Raw genomic sequence first — 18971 nt, forward strand, 5'->3', positions numbered from 1 at the left:
GGCCAGCGAGTCGCGGTTGACCGTTACCACCAGCCAGTCCGTTCCAAAGCCGTGGGGAGTGTAGAGCAGCAATCCCAGCACCAATCCGACCCCGGTCATGGCCAGGAACCAGGGCCGGCGGTGGCTGTCCGGCGGCTCCAGCACCCAGACCGAAAAGGGGATCCAGAAGGGCCACATGAACCAGGTGAAGAAGATGAAGCTCATTGCGCCCCAGACCATCGTGGCATGGTCGCCTCCGTTGACGCCGACCCAGACGAACCCTTCGCTGAACTGCTGGATGCCGGCGAACAGCGGCATCAGGCCGATGGGGAGGTAGCGCCAGTTGCTGCGTGCGGCCTTGACGATGATTGCGGTTCCGCCCGCCGTCAGAAGCGCACTGGCAGCAAAGCTGACCGTTGCCGAGAGACACATTGCGCTGTCCTTTCCCCTAAGCCGAGATCACGGTTCCAGCCGCCCCGTTCAGTATGGCGGCAGCATTTTCCATCCGGCCGATGCCGGCCAGTCGCCCGCCCGAAGCGACAAAATTCGTCCCGGCCGTCACCTTCGGTCCCATCGACCCGGCAGGCAGCACAAGGTGCCCGGCCTCGACGGCGGACAGGCGCGCAATGCGGCGCGCGGCTGGGGTGCCGAACCCTTCCATCACCCCGTCCACATCCGTCAGCATGAGAAGCGCGTCGGCCTTGATCGAGGTTGCCAGCAGAGCGCTGGCGTAGTCCTTGTCGATCACCGCCTCGACGCCCGCCAGGCTGCCATCGGCGCGCCGCACCACCGGGATGCCGCCGCCGCCGGCACAGATCACCACCACGCCCTGCGCCAAAAGCAGGCGGATCACCCGCAGGTCGGGGATCTCGACCGGCTTCGGCGAGGGCACGACGCGGCGCCAGGACGGGCCATCCGGGGCGATCGTCCAGCCCCGCTGCGCGGCAAGCGTCCTTGCCTCGGCCTCGGCATAGACCGGACCCACCGGCTTTGTCGGGTGCCGGAAGGCGGGATCGGCAGGATCGACCACCACCTGCGTCAGCAGCGTCGCGACCGGGCGGTCGTGGCTCAGCGCATTCTCCAGCTCCTGCTCGATCAAATAGCCGATCATGCCTTCGGTGCCCGCCCCCAGCATGTCCAGCGGGTCGGGCGCCTCGGGTCGGAAGGCAGCACCCTGCAAGGCCAGCAATCCGACCTGCGGGCCGTTGCCGTGGGTGATGACCAGATCATGCCCCGCCCGCACCAGCCCGGCCAATGCCAGCGCCGCGCGCGCCGCATTGGCACGCTGCACCACGGCCGTCATCGGCTCGCCCCGCCGCAGCAGCGCGTTGCCGCCAAGGGCTGCGACCACCAGCACCCGGTCAGCCCCCCAGCGTGGCGACAAGCACCGCCTTGATCGTGTGCAGCCGGTTCTCGGCCTGGTCGAACACGATCGAGGCCGCGCTCTCGAACACCTCGTCGCTGACCTCCATCTCGGTCAGGCCGAACTTTTCCGCGATCTCGCGGCCCACCGCCGTTTCGGTGTTGTGGAAGGCGGGCAGGCAATGCATGAACCGCGCCCTGGGATTGCCGGTGCGCGCCATCATCGCAGCGTCAATCCGCCATGGCGTCAGAAGTTTTATCCGCTCGGCCCATTTCGCCTCGGCCTCGCCCATCGACACCCAGACATCGGTGTAAAGGAAATCCGCGCCCTTGACCGCTTCGTCGGGATCCTTGGTCACGGTGATCCGCGCGCTGGTCTCTTTCGCAATCGCAAGAGCCTCGTCGATCACCGGCTTTTTCGGCCAGCAGGCCTTAGGCCCGCCAAGCCGCACATCCATCCCCATCTTCGCCCCGCCGATCAGCAGGCTTTCGCCGACGTTGTTGCCCGCATCGCCAAGGAAGGCGAAAGCGATCTTGCGCAACGGCTTTTCGGCATGTTCCTGCATGGTCAGGAAATCGGCCAGCACCTGGGTCGGGTGAAACTGGTCGGTCAGCCCGTTGTAGACCGGCACACCGGCGTAGCGGGCCAGTTCCTCGACGATCTCCTGGCCGAAGCCGCGATACTCGATGGCGTCGTAGACCCTGCCCAGAACGCGCGCGGTGTCCTTCACGCTTTCCTTGTGGCCGATATGGCTGCCGGACGGCCCGAGGTAGGTGACATGCGCGCCCTGATCATGCGCGGCGACCTCGAAGCCGACGCGGGTGCGGGTGCTGTCCTTCTCGAAGATCAGGGCGATTTCGCGCCCCCGGAGCATCTGCTGTTCGGTCCCGGCATATTTCGCGGCCTTCAGGTCAGCCGAGAGTTTCAAAAGAAAGCCGATTTCCGCCGGGGTATAGTCCCGCAGCGTCAGGAAATGGCGGTTGCGCAGGTTGAAGCTCATGGTTCTTTCCTTTTCAGGTCACGCCGGGTCTCGGATCGTCGGGCAGGTCATGCAATGCCCGCCGCCGCGACCCCGGCCCAGTTCTGCTCCCGGCATTTCGCGCACGTCGATGCCTTCGGAGCGCAGCATGGCGTTGGTGTCGTCGTTGCGGTCGTAGCCGACAATCACGCCCGGCCGCAGCGCCACCACGTTGTTGCCGTCGTTCCATTGCTCGCGCGCACGCTCGGCCTGGTCACTGCCGCCGGTGGGCACGATCCTCAGTTTCTTGAAGCCGATGATTTCCGCGACAACCTCGAAGATCGGACGGCGGTCCTCGCTGACGCGGAACGGCTTGTCCGGCCCGCCTGGGCGCAGGTCGAAGCAGGTGATGCCGTCGGCGACTTCCTTGAAGGTCGTCACCACATCGCCGCCGCAGAAGGTAAACACGGTGTCGAGATGCATCGCCGAGCGGGTGCGCGGCAGTCGGCAGGCGACGACGCGCGACGCCACGCCCTGGTCGAACAGGGCTTGCGCGAACAGCCCGATGCCTTGCGCCGAGGACCGCTCGCCCATGCCGACCAGAACGGTATCCTTGCCCACCGGCATGATGTCGCCGCCTTCAAGGCTGGCCGAGCCGAAGTCGCGCGCCGGATCGCCGAAAAGTTCGCGCACCTTGCCGGCGAACTTCGGATGGTGGCGGTAGATCGCGGTGGTGAGCAGCGTCTCGGGTTTGCGCGCCGCCCAGAACATCGGGTTCAGCGATACCCCGCCGTGGACGAAGGCGCTGTTGTCGCGGGTGAAGATCATGTTCGGCAGCGGCGGCAGGATGAACCCGGACTTGCCGAGCCAGGCCCCGAACAGCCCTTCCGGCACGAAGGGCAGATCGCCCACCGTCAGCCCGCCGATCAGCCAGCGCGCCAGATCGGCACCGGGCAGCGTCTCCATCCACAGGCGCAGCGGCTCCACCATGCCCGCGCCTACAGTGGTCAGCGTGACGCGGTGGTCGAGCACGAAGGCCCGGCCCGCCGGGATGTCCAGCGCCTCGGCCAGAAGATCGTTGGCGTCCAGCACCTCGATCCCTTCCGCGCGCATCAGGTCGGTAAAGACGGCATGGTCCTTGATCGCCTGCTTGACCCAGAAAACGTCGTCGAACAGCAGCTCGTCGCAGTTTTCCGGCGTCAGGCGGCGATGCGCGAGGCCGGGGCGGCAGACGATCACCTGGCGCAGGCGGCCGGATTCGGAATGGACACCGATGGAGGGTTGGGACATGGGCTTTCTCCGTTCAGAGCAGGGTGGCGACGCCGAGGGCGGCCATGATGAAGATCGTCAGGATCAGCAGAAGCGGCCAGACGAAGGCCAGCCAGCGTTCGTAGGGCACCCGCGCGATGGCCAGCCCGCCGATCACCACGGCGAAGGTCGGGTTGATCAGGTTCACCAGCCCGTTGGCCGACTGGTAGGCGGTGACGGCCAGCGACCGGTCCACCCCGGCAAAGTCCGACAGCGGCGCAAGGATCGGCATCGACAGCACCGCAAGGCCCGACGAGGACGGGACGAAGAAGCTCATCCCGACCTGGATCCAGTAAAGAAGCGTGATGAAAGCCAGTTCCGACAGGCCCGCCACCGCGTTGGCGGCGGCGTTCAGGATGGTGTCGGCGATCAGCCCCTGTTCCATGACGACCACGATGCCGCGCGCCAGCCCGATCACTAGCGCTACGCCCAGAAGGTCGCGCGCGCCATCGATAAAGGCCCCGGTCAGCCGCTTCTCACCCAGCCGACCGACCAGCCCCGCGACGATGGCGGCGGCGATGAACAGCGAGCCCATCTGTGCCATCCACCAGCCCTGCGTGGACACACCCCAGATCAGCGCCGCAAAGGTCAGTGCGAAGACGATTAGGACAACCGACTGTGTGGCGGTCAACGTGGCGTCAACGCCATTCGCCGACCCGGCAAAGGCGGCCCGATGGTCTGCCGCAAGGTCCGCCACGCGCGACTGCGACGGGTCGCGGCGCACGCGGGCGGCATATCGCATGACATAGGTGATTGCGATTGCTAGGCCTCCCAACAGGATCACCAGCCGCAGCGGAAGCCCGTCGGTGAAGGCGACGCCCGCAGCATTCGAGGCGATGACCGTCGCGAAAGGGTTGATGGTCGAGCCGAGTGTGCCGATCCCCGCACCCAACAGAATGATCGCCGCTCCCGTCACCGCATCATAACCTGCCGCGATCATCACCGGCACCAGAAGCCCGTAGAAGGCCAACGTCTCTTCGGCCATGCCGTAGGTCGTGCCGCCGAGGGCAAAGAGGCTCATGAGGATCGGGATCATCCAAATCTCGCGCCCCTTCAGCTTGGCCATCGCACGGCGGATGCCGGTGTCGATGGCACCGGTGGCGTTGACGACCCCCAGAAAACCGCCGAGCAGAATCACGAACAGCGCCACGTCGATGGCATTCGCGGCATAGCTGTCGGGGTCATAAAACCCCGCAACCGGCGCCATCAGGACGTCTAGGATGCCCTGCGGGTTGGCTTCGACCGTCTTGTAGGTGCCTGCGACCGCGATCTCGCGGCCGACCGCCTCGTTCTCGACCCGGTCGAAACGACCGGCGGGTATGATCCAGGTCAGGCCCGCAACCAGCACAATCAACGCGAAGAGGATCGTGTAGGCGGTCGGGAAGCGGGGGGCAAAGCGAGCTGTTCCCGGATCGGTGTTGACGTCGCTCATGCGGTGTTCCTTTCTGACGGGTTGGGGTGCTGATCGATAACCACCACCCGAATGCGGGAAGTGGTGCCGATCAGGTCGTTGCGCTGTCGGTACGGCCCATGGGCAGATAGGCGGGCACCCGACGTGCCCAGGCGTCATATTCAGCGCCAAACCGCGCGCGGGCCTCGGCCTCCTCGCTGCGGGACAGGCGGAGGTACATCCAGATCAATACGGGATACATCGCCAGCGTCAGGATCGTAGGCCATTGCAACAGAAACCCGGTCAGGATTAGCACAAAGCCCACATACTGCGGATGCCGGATCCGCGCGTAAGGCCCGGTCGTCGCCAGCCGCCCGGCGCGCTGCGCTGCGTAAAGCACCGGCCATGCCACCGAGAGCAGCCAGAACCCCGCCCCGATCAACACGAAACTGAGCAAGTGAAATGGTCCGAAATGCGGATTGGCTTTCCAGCCGAACAGCATTTCGGGCAGATGCCCGGCATCATGCGAGAACCAATCGGTGCCCGGAAAGGAAGATTGCAGCCAGCCGGACAAAAGGTAGATGGTCAGGGGAAAGCCGTACATCTCAGCGAACAGCGCCACCAGGAAGGCGCTGAAGGCACTGAAACTGCGCCAGTCGCGCGGAGTCTGCGGCTTGGTAAAGCTTAGGGCGAAGATGATGAAAACCGCCGCGTTGACGAAAGCGAGCAACCAGAGACCATAAGCAGGCGCGGTTTCGGGTGTCATGACTGTTTTCCTCTCTCGTCCTCGACCCTGGTCGCCGCAGATGGCCCGGATGCAACGTTCTTGTCGGATCTGCCGTGGTTGCCGTGTCCTCCACCATGCCCATGGCCGCCGTGCATCAGCGAGTGCAGCCCGAGGCAGGCAAAGAGCGGCAAGATCACAAGAATGCTGCGGAACGGGATGTGAACCCGGTGCTCGTAGACGAGAAGAAGCGCGCTTATGAGGGCAAATCCGATCAGCGCCATTCCCCAGCGCGTCCTGAACCAGGCGCCAGAGGCTTGGTTTCCAAAAGAATGATGGTGCTCGTTCATGGTCGTCCTCCGATGACATGGGCCTCGGCCCCGCACTGAGAAATAGACGCTTGAGCGGTATCGCCATTACACCCAATCACCGCACTCATTGCAGCAGAACGCCGAAGAGCGCAGTGCGGTGCTGTCGGCAGTGGTGCCGACCCGGTCTCCATTGATCTAAGTCAACGTGTGTTTCGTCCAATTGCTACAGGTTGGCCGTATGGATGGAATTTGGCAGTCGGAAATGGGTTCATGGTCGCGCGCGCTCCGCGCCGTCCTGACGGCCTTTGTGATGGCGCTAACTGTCCTGTCTCTCCTGACCGCTTCCCTTGCCGCAGATGCCGTTCCCCGATCCGAACCGCCGATTGCCACCTCCACTCATTCAGCAGCGACACAACAGGATGACTGCAGTCTGCCGACTGAAAACTATCATTGCCAGCTCCCGACCGTGGTGGTCGCTGAGAACGTATTCGACGCGAAACACCCGATCTGGGTCATCAGCATCCAGTGGGTGTTCGAAGGACAATCGGACCGCACGCAGCACCGACCGAACGATCCGCTCCGACCGCCGAGCGCAGTTTCCGACTTCGCCTGACACCAGAACTTCCGTAGGCAATTGCCGTCCTCAGCCGTCGGCGCGTCTTTTCGGGGGTTCTCTTCCCCCGATTGACAGCGAACGGAAAACGCCATGCGCCACACTGACCTTTCCCGGAAGGGACCGCCGCCCTCAAGTGCGGTCGAACCTGATCCGCGCACAAGGCTCGCCACAGGGCAAAAGGCTTATCTGAGCTACTTGCGCCGAAGGATCGCTGACCCGAGTGCCGCGGAAGACGTGTTGCAGGATTTCAACCTGAAAGTCATCTGCGCCACGAACCGGACGAAACCCATCCGCGACACCGATGCTTGGCTGGCCCGCATCCTGCGCAACAGCTTGTTCGACCATTACCGTCGCCGTGACGCGCGTCGGAGGGCGGAAAGGGCCTATTGCGATCATGTCATACTTCTCTCGGCCCCGGTCGAGGACGCGGCAGAGGCTCCACCTTCCAGCGAAGACTTTGCCGCAGTGGAAACAGCACTAGAGAGCCTTCGCCCCGATTACGCCGAACTGATCCGTGCACTGTATCTTCGCGGCGTGCCGCGCGACGCGTTCGCACTGGAAATTGGTGTAGAGGTTGGCACACTGAATGTCCGCACCCTGCGGGCCAGACGGGCGCTGCGCGCCTGCCTGGACCATCAGGCCGAAGCGTCTGGGGAGTACAATCGCGCCTCGAACGGCACAGGAAACGCAATGGAGACCGTGAGATGAGCCGAAAAGCCGTCGAGGCTGTCCTTCTGGAAGACCAGCGCCGGTTTCTGGGCTTCCTGGTCAGCCGCTTGCGCAACGTCGATGACGCGATGGACGTGATGCAGGATTTCGCCGCCAGGGCGATCGCGCGGGCTGATGACCTGCGCGACATTGCCAGCCTGCGCGGCTGGCTCAGTCGGCTTCTGGCCACCACACTTGCCGATCACCAGCGAAAATCTTCGCGCCGACGGCAGCGGGAAATGTCCGCCGAAGTCGAGTCCGAGACGCTGGACATCTTGGCTGAACCCGATGCCGAAATCGACGCCGCGATCTGCGAATGCATCGCCGACATGATCCGCCACATGCCGCGGGGACAGGCCGAACTCATAAGGCGGATCGACCTTCAGGAAGAAGGGCGGACGGCGGTTGCCGTTTCGCTCGGCATTTCCTTGGGCACGCTCGCCGTGCGCCTGCATCGGGCCCGGGCCAGATTGCGGGACCTGCTGATGCAGATGTGCCTGACCTGCCCGGATCACGGGTTTCTTGATTGCGGCTGCGCCCGAGCCCGGAAGCGGGCCGTCGAAACTTCGCCGGCTCTCGCCAAGGTGTAATGTTTGCAGCCTTGATACGTCCATATCTTGGCAACGGCGACCACAGGTCGGCTTTGTCGGAACCTTGAGCAAATCGACAGGAGAAGACGATGAACACGCATGAAACCAACGTTCTGGCCGAGACCGAGGCAGGCGGCTGCTGTGGCGGCGGATCGCAGCAGGCGAAACACCACGAGCACGGGCACGGCCGTGCGCAACGCGACCAGGCAACCAGCGAAACTTCGCAAACGGTGGAAGCCTCGCCAACTGCCGCGGTTCAAAAGCCGGTCGGCAAGTCGGGCTGCTGTTGTTCCTGAATGAATTACCGTGCGGCGCGCCGGGTTGCCGGGACGCGCCGCACGAAACTGCTTGACCGGGAAAATTGACCATGACGACGACCGCATCACTCGATTTCAACGCCACGTTCGACCGCCTCGGACATCTCGGCATCGAAAAGCAACTTCGCGCCCAGCCGGGTGTCACCTCGGTGGCCGCCAATCCGGCAGGTCCGTCGGTGACCGTGACCTTCGACGAAGGCAAGACCAGCATCGAGACGTTGCGCAAGGTCGTCGAGGACTGCGGCTTTCACTGCGAGGGTGAGGCCCTGCCGCGGCACGTGTGTTCCGCCCACGACGGCCATGCCGCAGCCATGGCGGACCATTCAGGCCATGGCACGGGACATGGCAAGGGGGCTGACAGCCCCGCCCCGGCCACCCCCTCCGGCCACGATGCAATGGCCCACGAGATGGGTCATGGTTCAGGCGACATGCAGTCGATGGTGCGCGACATGCGCAACCGGTTCTGGGTCGCCCTGATCTTCACCATTCCGATCTTCGTCTGGTCGCCGATGGGCGGCATGTTCACGCCGCCGGCGCCGCCGTTCGGGTTGCGGCTTGACCAGTGGCTGTTCATTCTGGCGACAGCCGCCGTGATCTGGCCGGTCTGGCCTTTTGTCGTCGCAGCTGTGCGAGCGCTGCGCAACGGCGTGCTGAACATGGCGGTGCTGGTGATCCTGTCGGTTGGAACCGGCTACGCTTTCAGCGTCGGCTCGACCTTCTTTTTCCCCGGCGTGCAATTCTACGAGGCGGTCGCGGTCCTTCTGGTGTTCATCCTTCTTGGCCACTGGCTCGAGATGCGCGCCCGGGCCGGTGCTTCAGAGGCGATCCGCGCCCTGATGGACCTTGCGCCGCCGATGGCGACCGTCATCCGCGATGGGCGCGAGGTCGAGGTGCCCACCGCCGAGGTGCAGAAGGGCGAAACCGTGGTGATCCGTCCGGGGAACAAGATTCCTGTCGACGGCGAGGTTACCGAAGGCACGTCGCTGGTCGACGAATCCATGCTGACCGGTGAGTCCATGCCGGTGCAGAAGACCGTCGGTAGCACAGTGATCGGCGCCACGATCAACAAGTCGGGAACCTTCCGCTACACCGCCACCAAGGTCGGTGCCGACACGGCGCTCGCGCAGATCGTCAAGCTGGTCCAGGAGGCGCAGAACTCCAAGGCGCCGGCGCAGCTGCTGGCCGACCGGGCATCGCAATGGCTGGTGCTGGTCGCCATCGTCATCGGCGTCGCGACCTTTGCGGTCTGGTATGGCTGGATCGGGGCGGAGCTTCTGTTCGCGCTGACGCTGACGATCACCGTCTTCGTCATCGCTTGCCCTGACGCACTGGGGCTGGCAACCCCGATGGCCGTGATGGTGGGAACCGGGCTTGGCGCGATGAACGGCATCCTGTTCAAGAACGCGAGCGCGCTCGAGGATGCGACGAAACTCGATGTCATCGTCTTCGACAAGACCGGCACGCTCACCATGGGACAGCCGAAGGTGGTTGATGTCGTCGCCGCCGAGGGTGTCAGCCCCGACGAGGTGCTTGCCGCCGCCGCCGCCGTGGACAAGGGCTCGGATCACCCGCTGGCGGTCGCCATCGTCGAGCGCGCCGCCAACCTGACCCTGGGCAAGATGTCCGGGTTCGAGACGCTGGATGGCCGGGGGGCCAGCGCTACTGTCGCGGACAGTCGGGTTCTGGTCGGCAACCGCCGCCTGATGGATGAGGAAAAGGTGCCGCTCGGTGCCCTGTCCGAACGGGCGGAGGCGCTCAAGGGCGCGGGCCGGACCGTCGTGCACGTCGCCAGGGACGGTGCTGTCCTGGGGCTGATCGCGATCGCCGATGCGCTGCGTCCGACCGCGAAGGAAACCGTGACCCGGCTGCGCGAACGCGGCGTCCAGGTGGCGATGCTGACCGGCGACAACGCAGGGACCGCCGCGCGCATCGCCGGGGAACTCGGGATCGACATCGTGCTCGCCGACGTGCTGCCGGGTCAGAAGGCCGACAAGGTCAAGGAGCTTCAGGCCCAGGGCAAGAAGGTCGGCATGGTCGGCGACGGGGTGAACGACGCTCCGGCGCTGACCCAGGCCGACGTGGGCTTTGCCATCGGCGCGGGCACCGACGTGGCGATGGAAAGCGCCGACGTGGTGCTGATGAGAAGCGACCCGCATGATGTGCTGGGGGCGATAGTGCTGTCGAGGGCGACCCTGCGCAAGATGCACCAGAACCTGTTCTGGGCAGTGGCCTACAACGTGGTCGCCTTTCCGGTCGCGGCGGGGGTGTTCTTTCCCTACACGATCAGTCCCGAGGTCGCCGCCCTGGCGATGTCGGGAAGCTCTGCCCTGGTCGCCGTGAACGCCCTGCTTCTGAAACGGACGCGGCTAGAGGGCGTGACCCGCCGTTCTCCGGCCAAGGCTGCCGCGCCGCAGGCGCTGGAAGTGGCGTCATGAAACCCGACGGGACCGCCTTGTCGCGCCGGACGGCACTCGTCCTGCCGTTGGCGGCGGTCGCATCGGCGGCCTTCTCCGCGGTCGCGCGCGGGCAAGACGGTGTGAATGCCGACACGATGACCGTCGCCGGCGTCCTGGCCTATCTCGGCGTGATGCCTGCAGCCATCGTGCAAGGCCATCCAAAGTCCCACACCGAGGGCGCGATGCACGGCGGCGCGCCCGATGGGCAAGATCAGTATCATCTGGTGCTTGCCCTGTTCGACGCCGCGTCTGGCGCCCGGATCGAAACAGCGCAGGTTTCGGTTAATGTCATGGGTCTTGGTCATATCGGTGGAACCTTGCTTAACCTTGAACCGATGAAGATTGCAGATACGGTGACTTGGGGTGCTTTCGTAAAGCTTGCTGACCGCACTCCCTATCAGCTCTCTTTCAAAGTCGTTCTTCCAGGCCGGGCAAAGGCCGTTCCTTTTCCTTTCACCTACACGCATTCGTGAGGATAGCGCTTCGCGCCTGCAATCCTTTCGGCGCTCGCGCGTCTGTTGATTGCAACCTGACCATGATGGATCCACAGCAAATGCCGCAGCAGAGTTCATTCGAGAGTGAAGTTGAGATTGCGCCACGCGCGCAAAGGAGCCGGAGGGGATCGGTCGTCGGCGGCGCTTCGGCGCTGGTTGCCGCGATCCTGCGGCGGATCGTCCGGCGCGGATCGCTGGAATGGACCGAGGCGGGTGGCCGGACCTACCGCTTCGGCACCGGCGGCGCGCCCGATGTGGCGGTTCGGCTGCTTGACCGCGACCTGCCCTTGCGCCTGCTGACCCAGCCGAGCCTTGCGCTTGGCGAAGCCTGGATGGACGGCCGGCTGGTGCTGCAACGGGGGACGCTGCGCGAGCTTCTGGACCTGCTGACCTCGGGCGGGCCGGAGGCGCTCGACTCGCTGCCCGGAAATGGTCTGAGGGCGATGGCCGACCGGCTTCTGTCGCGGCGCCGGCACCGCAATCCGTGGGCGCGCGCGCGGTCCAACGTGGCGCATCACTATGACCTGTCCGACGATCTCTACGATCTCTTTCTCGACCGCGAGCGGCAGTATTCCTGCGCCTATTTCGAACGTGGTGACGAGACCCTGGACGAGGCACAGGCGGCAAAGATGCATCGCATCGCTGCCAAGCTGGTGCTGGACCGTCCCGGCCTCTCGGTTCTCGACATCGGTTCGGGCTGGGGCGGGCTGGCGCGGTCGGTGGCGCGCGATAGCACCGCGAATGTCACCGGCATCACCCTGTCGCGGGAACAGCTGGCCTACGCCACCGCGCGGACCGAAGCCGAGGGTCTGGCCGGACGTGTCCGCTTTCACCTGCGCGACTACCGCGACGAGCGTGACCGCTACGACCGGATCGTGTCGGTCGGTATGTTCGAACATGTGGGGCCATCGGACTACGACAACTACTTCTCGGCGATGGCCCACGCGCTGAAACCGGACGGCGTGGCGCTCCTGCACTCCATCGGCATCATGGGTCCTGAGGGCGGCAGCGATCCCTGGATCCGCAAGTACATCTTTCCCGGCGGCTATTGCCCCACGCTGTCGCAGGCCATCGCCGCGGCCGAGCGCGCGGGGCTCTGGGTGACGGATGTGGAAGTCCTGCGCCTCCATTGCGCGGAAACGCTGCGTCACTGGCACGAGCGGTTCGCCGCCCGCCGCGACGCAGCGCGCGCGCTTTATGACGAACGGTTCTGCCGGATGCGGGAGTTCTATCTCGCGGCCTGCGAGGCGGGATTCCGCAACGGTCGGACCATGGTGTTCCAGTTGCAGCTTGCCCACCGGCGCGATGCCGTGCCGCTGACACGGGCCTACATCGACGGCGCGAGCCCGGCTCAAGGCCGCGATACGAATTTTGCTTGAAACAAGAGGAATCGCATCATGACCACCACGCAGAAAATCCGCGTCGCGGTGAACGGCTACGGCGTCATCGGCAAGCGGGTGGCGGATGCCGTCGCCATGCAGCCCGACATGGTACTGGCCGGGGTGTGCGACGTTGCCGCCGACTGGCGCCCGCGCATGGCAGAGGCCAAGGGCTACGCGCTTTACGGTGCCGGCCCGGACCATGTCTCGGCCATGCGCGCGGCGGGGCTGGAGGTGGCCGGAACGCTGGAGGACATGCTGGCCCGCGCCGACATCGTGGTGGACTGCACGCCTAAGAAGGTGGCGGCGGCCAATGTCGAGGCCTATCGCCGGCGCGGCATCAGGTTTATCGTCCAGGGCGGCGAGAAACATGCCGTCACCGACCACTCCTTCGTGGCCGAGGCCAGCTTTGCCGGTGCCGTCGGGCGCGACAGCACCCGCGTGGTCTCGTGCAACACCACCTCCATCGTCCGCACGCTGACCGCGCTCAAGCGCGCGGGGCTGCTTGTACGGGCGCGCGGCACGCTGTTGCGGCGCGCGACCGACCCCTGGGAAAGCCATCTCGGCGGCATCATGAACACACTGGTGCCCGAGCGCGAGATCCCGAGCCACCAGGGCCCCGACGCGCAAAGCGTGGACCCAAGCCTGGACGTGGTGACAATGGCGGTCAAGGTGCCGCAGACGCTGGCCCATCTGCACTACTGGTCGGTCGAGATGACGCGCGCGGCCACCAGGGACGAGGTTCTTGCCGCCTTCGGCGCCTCGACGCGGATCGCGCTGATCCGCATGGACGACGGCCTCGACGCGCTGAACGCGGTCAAGGAGATGATGGCCGACCTTGGCCGCCCGCATGACAACCTCTACGAGGTCGCGCTGTGGCAGGACATGCTGTCCGTGCGGGGCAACGAGCTCTTCTATGCCTACATGGTCGACAACCAGGCCATCGTGATCCCGGAAACCATCGACGCCATCCGGGCAATGACCGGACTTGCTGCGGATGCCGCGGCGTCGATGGCGCTGACCGACACTGCCCTGGGGATCGGACACTTGGCCAAGCTCTGACCGCGCCGGACTCAGGCGATCCGGCTTCGGCCCGGACCTTGCGCGAAATGCGCCCGCGTGCCGACAGCAATCCGCGACGCGCACCAGCGCGCATAAAGTGGTGCCAATGCCCGACCGAGCAGGCGGCCCGGCAGTCGTTCCGGCAGCGTGTAGTCAATAAAGACGCGCAGTTCGGTCCCTGCCTCGACCTGCAGCGTCTCGAACCCCAGCCGATAGGTGTCGATCACGATCATCCGCTGCGGACCTGTCGTCTTCCAGATCTTGCGGACGGGCGGCACGCGTTCCGTGATCACTTCCGTCACCCGCAATGCCAGACCCAGCATCCTTCCTTCGACGCGGATGACAGAACCGACCCTGCGCCCAGCTTCGGCATCCAAATGATAGTGCATGCTGCCGCCCGCCATCATCAGCGATCCCCCGGACATGTGGGCGCCAATGCGCTCGGGGTCGTCGAGGTAGTCGAAAACCTCCCGCGGTGTTGCGCGAACCAGCACCGAGGTGGCAAAATGCATCACAGCCTCTCGCATCTCGTATCTGCTCTCGTTTCGTCTTGACGACGTTCAGTCGATCTGGCGGACAAAACCCGGATACCTGTTGAACGACAGTCTCTGTACTAGCGCCCCGTCGACAGTGCGGATCTCGGCGATGATGCTGCCATCCGCAGCCGTCTCGATCGTGCCGAGTGTCAGCCGTGGATTCTGCAGGCTGTCGAGTTGCGTCTGAAGCCAGCCGCGCACCACGTCGGGCGTCGTCTCCGGTGTCGCGGCAGGTGCAAGACCAAAGACCACTTCCGACCCCTGCCCGACCGCGCCGGTCATTCCGTCCTGGATGCCCGGCCCCGGGGTCGAACCGGCGACATGATGCTGGGCCATCATCTGCATCATCATCTGCATCATTTCAGCAGACATCATCATCCCCGGTCCCGCACCCTGCGAGTCCATCCCTGGACCCGCAGGGTCTGTTGGCTCGTCGGAGCCAGCCGCATTAGGGAGGGCGGGGTTCTCGGTGCCGGCCGTGTGATGTGGATCTTCCGCCTGAGGCGTGGTCTGACCGACCGCGCCGCCGGCCATCAGGACAACAGCAAGCATTGCTGCTGAGAAAGTTCGAACTGTCATCATCCTGTTCCTTTTCGGCTGAAGGCGGCCCGGTCGTGGCTTCGACCGACCGCCAGGCACCGACCGAGTCTGCCGCCACGGAGTTCCCGCAGAAGTCCCGATCATGCGAGAGCCAACCGACGCCTATCTTCATTGACGGATGTCGAGGCAAAAGATTACCGGGCAAATGCGTTTGCCCGGTCACGACAGATCTCGCAGAGCCCGGTTTGTAGAGTCCCGCGCAAGCTGTGTAATCCCCCGACCGCATGGACGTCTGTCATTTCGGTTCGTGCAGAAGTCAGCGGATATCGGTGGAACCACACAGAATGCCTTCGCGTTTTCAAGACCGATCCCGCTGGCACTGAACAGCCCGTCCGCGGGCGATAGGGGGTGGCTCAGGCTTCTTCGCTGCGCTCCGGTCCAAGGGCAATTTGGCAACCACAGAACAGGAGTACGAGAGATGAACATGAAGGAATGCATCGAAAACTGCAGCGACTGCCACAACATCTGCCTGGAAACGCTGGCCTACTGCCTCGGCAAGGGCGGTCAGCATGTCGCATCCGCACACATCCAGGCGCTTCTGGATTGCGCGGATACGTGCCGGATCAGCGCCGACTTCATGCTGCGAAACTCGGCGCTGCATGGCCGGGCTTGCGGTCTTTGTGCCGAAGCCTGCGAGCGGTGCGCCCAGTCCTGCGAAGCCTTCGGCAATGACGCGCAGATGAAGAAGTGCGCCGAGATCTGCCGGCGCTGCGCCAAGTCCTGCCGCGACATGGCTGCGTGACATGGCGGCCGGGCAGGCGCAGAGACGCCCGCCCGGTCAGTGTGCGTCATGACGTCCCCAAAAAAAACGCGGCAGAGCGGCTTTGCGGCCGCTCTGCCCCTTGCCGGATCAAGGCCGGATCAGTTCCCGGATCAGTTCGAGGCCGCCGGCGGCTCGACACCCATCGCCTTCAACAGTGCTGTCATTTCGGCAATCTCGGCTTCCTGCGCATCAATGACCTTCTGCGCCAAAGCGCGGGTGCCCTCGTCGTCGCCCTGCTCAAGTTCGACCTTGGCCATGTCGATCGCCGACTGGTGGTGCGGGATCATCATCAAGAGGAAATCGGCATCGGCGTCGCCCGTCAATTTCATTCCCTGCATCGACGACATCATCGTGTCCATCGCAGCCATGTAACCGCCCGTGGCGCCTTCCATGTTCATTGCAGAATGGTCCATCCCAGCCATGTTGTCGGACTGTGCAATGGCATAGCCGGAAGTTGTCATGACGAGAGCAGCCACTGCTGCCAGTGCGGATGTTTTCATGGTATTCTCCTGTTTTTTGGTGGTTTTTAGCGCTTGAAACGGGTAAACCCTTCAAACGGCATTTGGTTGCAGAATGGTCAGGCGGGCGCGTAGCCTACCTCGGTCAGCGCAGCGACCAACCGGTCGCGAGAAGCCGCTGATTTCACTTCGACCTTGTGCGACGCCGGGTCCGCGGTCACTTCGGCAGAGGGGTCCACCGACTGGATTGCCTTCGTGACGCTGCGCACGCAGCCGCCACAGGTCATGTTCTCGATATGGAACTGCATGAGTGTCTCCTTCGGACAATCGCCTCATGCAACTCGATATGGGCCTTCCCACCGTTGTAAGGTCAAGGGAACAAATCCGTGAACAGACAAATTGAAATCAGGGCTTGACCTTACCATCATGGGAAGCCCTATCTCAGTCAGCGGAGTACCTCGACACTGGAGTGCCGCTATGAACATACAAACCCTTCATCACGCCACGGCGGATCTCGGCAAGATCGTGATCGACGTCGAAGGCATGACCTGCGCATCCTGTGTCGGGCGCGTTGAGCGCGCACTTCAGGCGGTCCCCGGGGTCAAAACTGCAGCCGTCAACCTCGCGACGGAACGGGCAGAAGTCATCGGATCAGACGTGGACCGGTCGGCTCTGGTCAAGGCAATCGAGGACGCAGGCTATGATGTGCCAACGCGCCCCGTCGATCTCATCATCGAGGGGATGACCTGCGCCTCCTGTGTGGCACGGGTGGAGCGGGCCTTGAAGACGGTACCCGGTGTGACCGCAGCCAATGTCAATCTGGCCACGGAACGCGCCACGGTCACCGGAACGGCGGCCCTTGCCTCCCTGATCGGCGCAATCGCGGATGCGGGTTACGAGGCACGGGCAGCGACCGAAACCGCCATCATGTCAGAAGAGTCCGCCGCGAAGAAAACAGCCGAGGAAGCCGCATTGCGGCGCGATGTGCTTTTTGCTGCGGCTCTGACTCTGCCAGTGTTTGTCCTCGAGATGGGATCGCATCTGTTCATGTGGGTCCACATGGCGGTGATGAACAGCATTGGCATGCAGAACAGCTGGTACATACAGTTCGCCTTGACGACCGTGGTCCTCCTTGGTCCTGGCCTCAGGTTTTACCGCAAGGGGTTTCCGGCCCTGGCGCGTCTGGCGCCTGACATGAACAGCCTGGTCGCGGTCGGAACGTTGGCTGCCTTCGGCTATTCCCTGGTGGCAACCTTTGCCCCCGGAATCCTGCCCCCAGGCACCCAGAATGTCTACTACGAGGCGGCGGCAGTCATCGTCACATTGATCCTCCTTGGTCGTCTGCTTGAAGCTCGCGCAAAAGGCCGGACCTCAGAGGCGATCAAGCGGCTGGTCGGACTTCAGGCCAAGACTGCTCGTGTCCTTCGCAATGGCGGCCTGGTCGAAGTGCCAGTCGCCGAAGTCCGCCCGGGCGATGTCGTCGAGGTCCGCCCTGGCGAGCGGGTGCCGGTCGACGGCGAGGTCACGACGGGCGCAAGCTGGATCGACGAAAGCATGATCTCTGGCGAGCCCGTGCCGGTCGAGAAGGCACTGGGGAGCACCGTGACCGGCGGCACAGTAAACCAGACCGGCGCGTTCAGTTTCCGGGCGACGGCGGTGGGCGAGGCCACGATGCTGGCTCAGATCATCCGCATGGTCGAAGCCGCGCAAGGCGGTAAGCTGCCGATCCAGGCGCTGGTCGACCGCGTGACGATGTGGTTCGTTCCCGTGGTTATGGCGCTTGCCGTGCTGACCTTCGCCGTCTGGCTGATCTTCGGGCCTGATCCGGCCCTGACCTTTGGCCTGGTCAACGCCGTCGCCGTCCTCATCATTGCCTGCCCCTGCGCCATGGGTCTGGCCACGCCAACGTCGATCATGGTCGGCACCGGGCGTGGTGCCGAGATGGGCGTGCTCTTCCGCAAGGGTGAGGCCCTCCAAGCCTTGCAGAGCGTCAAGGTAGTCGCGTTCGACAAGACCGGTACCCTGACCGAGGGCAAACCGCGCCTGACCGACATGGCGCTGGCACCGGGCTTCGACCGCGCCGCAGTGCTGGCCGTGGTGGCGGCTGTCGAAGCGAAGTCCGAGCATCCGATCGCCCGCGCCATCGTCGCGGCGGCCGAAGCCGAGGGCCTGATCCTTCCTGAGATCACTGCTTTCGACTCCGTCACCGGTTTCGGTGTCACGGCGGCGGCGGGCGGACAGCGGGTCGACGTCGGCGCCGACCGCTACATGGTCAAGCTCGGCCTTGATGTCTCCGCCTTCGGCGACACCGCGACCCGGCTCGGCGACGAGGGCAAGTCACCGCTCTATGCCGCCATCGACGGCAAGCTTGCTGCAATCATCGCCGTTGCGGACCCGATCAAGGAAACCACGCCGCAGGCGATCCAGGCATTGCACCTGCTGGGGCTGAAGGTTGCCATGATCACTGGCGACAATAGCCGCACGGCGAACGCCATCGCCCGCCAGCTTGGCATCGACGAAGTTGTGGCCGAGGTGCTGCCCGACGGCAAGGTCGCTGCGGTGAAACGTCTGAAGGCACTGGGCGCGCTGGCCTATGTCGGCGACGGGATCAACGACGCGCCCGCCCTGGCCGAAGCGGATGTGGGCCTTGCCGTCGGCACCGGCACCGACATTGCCATCGAAGCGGCGGACGTCGTACTGATGTCGGGTAGGCTGACTGCCGTCTCGGATGCCATTGCGCTTTCCAAGGCCACGATGCGAAACATCCGCCAGAACCTGTTCTGGGCCTTCATCTACAATGCCCTGCTGATCCCGGTTGCCGCAGGCGCGCTCTGGCCCGCCTTCGGTATCCTGCTGTCGCCGATCATTGCCGCCGCCGCGATGGCGCTATCGTCGGTCTTCGTCCTTGGCAATGCGCTGCGACTGCGGCGCTTTGCACCTTCAATCGCCGCGTAAGGAG

21 protein-coding genes are annotated in these 18971 nt (G+C 64.5%); 10 read left to right on the top strand and 11 right to left on the bottom strand.

What is annotated here, in order from left to right:
* The 7 genes from DRF71_RS23555 to DRF71_RS23585 form a co-directional block, all read right to left on the bottom strand.
* Window positions 1-411 (bottom strand): DUF6629 family protein (locus tag DRF71_RS23555; protein WP_332872077.1); only part of this gene is annotated, 411 nt, incomplete at its 3' end.
* 16 nt (window positions 412-427) lie between these two features.
* Window positions 428-1363, bottom strand: a complete 936-nt coding sequence (gene arcC, locus DRF71_RS23560; protein ID WP_456300094.1) for a carbamate kinase — start codon at window positions 1361-1363, stop codon at window positions 428-430.
* Entirely contained in the window at window positions 1341-2342 is a 1002-nt protein-coding gene (gene argF / locus DRF71_RS23565; protein ID WP_112312793.1) for an ornithine carbamoyltransferase, read from the bottom strand. Before argF ends, arcC begins: the two co-directional genes overlap by 23 nt.
* Before the next feature lie 18 nt (window positions 2343-2360).
* A complete protein-coding gene (locus DRF71_RS23570; RefSeq protein ID WP_112312794.1) occupies window positions 2361-3590 on the bottom strand; it encodes an arginine deiminase in 1230 nt (409 codons plus the stop codon).
* A gap of 13 nt (window positions 3591-3603) precedes the next feature.
* On the bottom strand, window positions 3604-5040 hold the full coding sequence (locus tag DRF71_RS23575; RefSeq protein ID WP_112312796.1) for a YfcC family protein: 1437 nt from the start codon (window positions 5038-5040) through the stop codon (window positions 3604-3606).
* 70 nt (window positions 5041-5110) lie between these two features.
* On the bottom strand, window positions 5111-5764 hold the full coding sequence (locus DRF71_RS23580) for a methyltransferase family protein (RefSeq protein ID WP_112312797.1): 654 nt from the start codon (window positions 5762-5764) through the stop codon (window positions 5111-5113).
* Window positions 5761-6072 (bottom strand): DUF2933 domain-containing protein, encoded by a 312-nt coding sequence (locus tag DRF71_RS23585; RefSeq protein WP_112312799.1) that lies wholly within the window; start codon window positions 6070-6072, stop codon window positions 5761-5763. Before DRF71_RS23585 ends, DRF71_RS23580 begins: the two co-directional genes overlap by 4 nt.
* Window positions 6073-6271: 199 nt before the next feature.
* On the opposite strand from DRF71_RS23585, the gene DRF71_RS23590 reads away from it, so the two are divergent.
* From DRF71_RS23590 to DRF71_RS23620, 8 genes are all read left to right on the top strand, one after another.
* Window positions 6272-6646, top strand: coding sequence for a hypothetical protein (locus tag DRF71_RS23590; RefSeq protein ID WP_112312801.1), 375 nt, complete (start codon window positions 6272-6274; stop codon window positions 6644-6646).
* A 93-nt stretch (window positions 6647-6739) separates the two neighbouring features.
* Window positions 6740-7357 (top strand): RNA polymerase sigma factor, encoded by a 618-nt coding sequence (locus tag DRF71_RS23595; protein WP_112312803.1) that lies wholly within the window; start codon window positions 6740-6742, stop codon window positions 7355-7357.
* Window positions 7354-7947, top strand: a complete 594-nt coding sequence (locus tag DRF71_RS23600) for a sigma-70 family RNA polymerase sigma factor (RefSeq protein WP_112312805.1) — start codon at window positions 7354-7356, stop codon at window positions 7945-7947. Before DRF71_RS23595 ends, DRF71_RS23600 begins: the two co-directional genes overlap by 4 nt.
* A gap of 89 nt (window positions 7948-8036) precedes the next feature.
* Window positions 8037-8243: a hypothetical protein gene (locus DRF71_RS27740; protein WP_157971252.1), complete on the top strand. Its 207-nt coding sequence runs from the start codon at window positions 8037-8039 to the stop codon at window positions 8241-8243.
* 71 nt (window positions 8244-8314) lie between these two features.
* Window positions 8315-10699 carry a heavy metal translocating P-type ATPase gene (locus DRF71_RS23605; RefSeq protein ID WP_112312806.1) on the top strand — a complete coding sequence of 795 codons (2385 nt, stop codon included), beginning with the start codon at window positions 8315-8317 and terminating at the stop codon, window positions 10697-10699.
* Complete coding sequence (locus tag DRF71_RS23610; RefSeq protein ID WP_112312808.1) at window positions 10696-11193, top strand: hypothetical protein; 498 nt, start codon at window positions 10696-10698, stop codon at window positions 11191-11193. The genes DRF71_RS23605 and DRF71_RS23610 overlap by 4 nt, the downstream gene beginning before the upstream one ends.
* An 80-nt stretch (window positions 11194-11273) precedes the next feature.
* Window positions 11274-12593, top strand: coding sequence for an SAM-dependent methyltransferase (locus DRF71_RS23615; protein ID WP_112312810.1), 1320 nt, complete (start codon window positions 11274-11276; stop codon window positions 12591-12593).
* A gap of 18 nt (window positions 12594-12611) precedes the next feature.
* A complete protein-coding gene (locus DRF71_RS23620) occupies window positions 12612-13655 on the top strand; it encodes a type II glyceraldehyde-3-phosphate dehydrogenase (protein WP_112312811.1) in 1044 nt (347 codons plus the stop codon).
* Between the two features lie 11 nt (window positions 13656-13666).
* On the opposite strand, the gene DRF71_RS23625 is transcribed toward DRF71_RS23620, so the two are convergent.
* Together DRF71_RS23625 and DRF71_RS23630 are read right to left on the bottom strand one after the other, a co-directional pair.
* Entirely contained in the window at window positions 13667-14167 is a 501-nt protein-coding gene (locus tag DRF71_RS23625; protein ID WP_112312813.1) for an SRPBCC family protein, read from the bottom strand.
* A 48-nt stretch (window positions 14168-14215) separates the two neighbouring features.
* Window positions 14216-14563, bottom strand: a complete 348-nt coding sequence (locus DRF71_RS23630; RefSeq protein ID WP_157971253.1) for a hypothetical protein — start codon at window positions 14561-14563, stop codon at window positions 14216-14218.
* A 646-nt stretch (window positions 14564-15209) separates the two neighbouring features.
* Between DRF71_RS23630 and DRF71_RS23635 the strand changes: the two genes are divergently transcribed.
* Complete coding sequence (locus DRF71_RS23635) at window positions 15210-15533, top strand: four-helix bundle copper-binding protein (RefSeq protein ID WP_198672324.1); 324 nt, start codon at window positions 15210-15212, stop codon at window positions 15531-15533.
* Between the two features lie 131 nt (window positions 15534-15664).
* On the opposite strand, the gene DRF71_RS23640 is transcribed toward DRF71_RS23635, so the two are convergent.
* Window positions 15665-16054, bottom strand: coding sequence for a DUF305 domain-containing protein (locus tag DRF71_RS23640; RefSeq protein ID WP_112312816.1), 390 nt, complete (start codon window positions 16052-16054; stop codon window positions 15665-15667).
* Window positions 16055-16131: 77 nt separating this feature from the next.
* Window positions 16132-16320 (bottom strand): heavy-metal-associated domain-containing protein, encoded by a 189-nt coding sequence (locus DRF71_RS23645; protein WP_112312817.1) that lies wholly within the window; start codon window positions 16318-16320, stop codon window positions 16132-16134.
* A gap of 169 nt (window positions 16321-16489) precedes the next feature.
* On the opposite strand from DRF71_RS23645, the gene DRF71_RS23650 reads away from it, so the two are divergent.
* On the top strand, window positions 16490-18967 hold the full coding sequence (locus DRF71_RS23650; protein WP_112312819.1) for a heavy metal translocating P-type ATPase: 2478 nt from the start codon (window positions 16490-16492) through the stop codon (window positions 18965-18967).
* The last annotated feature ends 4 nt before the right edge of the window (window positions 18968-18971 follow it).

This window comes from Pseudogemmobacter bohemicus, assembly GCF_003290025.1.
Taxonomy (GTDB): Bacteria; Pseudomonadota; Alphaproteobacteria; order Rhodobacterales; family Rhodobacteraceae; genus Pseudogemmobacter; species Pseudogemmobacter bohemicus.

What these genes read in the sequence shown, in the direction of transcription:
- argF (WP_112312793.1), bottom strand. Translation starts at nt 2,342, where the DNA reads ATGAGCTTCAACCTGCGCAACCGCCATTTCCTGACGCTGCGGGACTAT.
- DRF71_RS23570 (WP_112312794.1), bottom strand. Translation starts at nt 3,590, where the DNA reads ATGTCCCAACCCTCCATCGGTGTCCATTCCGAATCCGGCCGCCTGCGC.
- DRF71_RS23575 (WP_112312796.1), bottom strand. Translation starts at nt 5,040, where the DNA reads ATGAGCGACGTCAACACCGATCCGGGAACAGCTCGCTTTGCCCCCCGC.
- DRF71_RS23580 (WP_112312797.1), bottom strand. Translation starts at nt 5,764, where the DNA reads ATGACACCCGAAACCGCGCCTGCTTATGGTCTCTGGTTGCTCGCTTTC.
- DRF71_RS23585 (WP_112312799.1), bottom strand. Translation starts at nt 6,072, where the DNA reads ATGAACGAGCACCATCATTCTTTTGGAAACCAAGCCTCTGGCGCCTGG.
- DRF71_RS23590 (WP_112312801.1), top strand. Translation starts at nt 6,272, where the DNA reads ATGGATGGAATTTGGCAGTCGGAAATGGGTTCATGGTCGCGCGCGCTC.
- DRF71_RS23595 (WP_112312803.1), top strand. Translation starts at nt 6,740, where the DNA reads ATGCGCCACACTGACCTTTCCCGGAAGGGACCGCCGCCCTCAAGTGCG.
- DRF71_RS23600 (WP_112312805.1), top strand. Translation starts at nt 7,354, where the DNA reads ATGAGCCGAAAAGCCGTCGAGGCTGTCCTTCTGGAAGACCAGCGCCGG.
- DRF71_RS27740 (WP_157971252.1), top strand. Translation starts at nt 8,037, where the DNA reads ATGAACACGCATGAAACCAACGTTCTGGCCGAGACCGAGGCAGGCGGC.
- DRF71_RS23605 (WP_112312806.1), top strand. Translation starts at nt 8,315, where the DNA reads ATGACGACGACCGCATCACTCGATTTCAACGCCACGTTCGACCGCCTC.
- DRF71_RS23610 (WP_112312808.1), top strand. Translation starts at nt 10,696, where the DNA reads ATGAAACCCGACGGGACCGCCTTGTCGCGCCGGACGGCACTCGTCCTG.
- DRF71_RS23615 (WP_112312810.1), top strand. Translation starts at nt 11,274, where the DNA reads ATGCCGCAGCAGAGTTCATTCGAGAGTGAAGTTGAGATTGCGCCACGC.
- DRF71_RS23620 (WP_112312811.1), top strand. Translation starts at nt 12,612, where the DNA reads ATGACCACCACGCAGAAAATCCGCGTCGCGGTGAACGGCTACGGCGTC.
- DRF71_RS23625 (WP_112312813.1), bottom strand. Translation starts at nt 14,167, where the DNA reads ATGCATTTTGCCACCTCGGTGCTGGTTCGCGCAACACCGCGGGAGGTT.
- DRF71_RS23630 (WP_157971253.1), bottom strand. Translation starts at nt 14,563, where the DNA reads ATGTCTGCTGAAATGATGCAGATGATGATGCAGATGATGGCCCAGCAT.
- DRF71_RS23635 (WP_198672324.1), top strand. Translation starts at nt 15,210, where the DNA reads ATGAACATGAAGGAATGCATCGAAAACTGCAGCGACTGCCACAACATC.
- DRF71_RS23640 (WP_112312816.1), bottom strand. Translation starts at nt 16,054, where the DNA reads ATGAAAACATCCGCACTGGCAGCAGTGGCTGCTCTCGTCATGACAACT.
- DRF71_RS23645 (WP_112312817.1), bottom strand. Translation starts at nt 16,320, where the DNA reads ATGCAGTTCCATATCGAGAACATGACCTGTGGCGGCTGCGTGCGCAGC.
- DRF71_RS23650 (WP_112312819.1), top strand. Translation starts at nt 16,490, where the DNA reads ATGAACATACAAACCCTTCATCACGCCACGGCGGATCTCGGCAAGATC.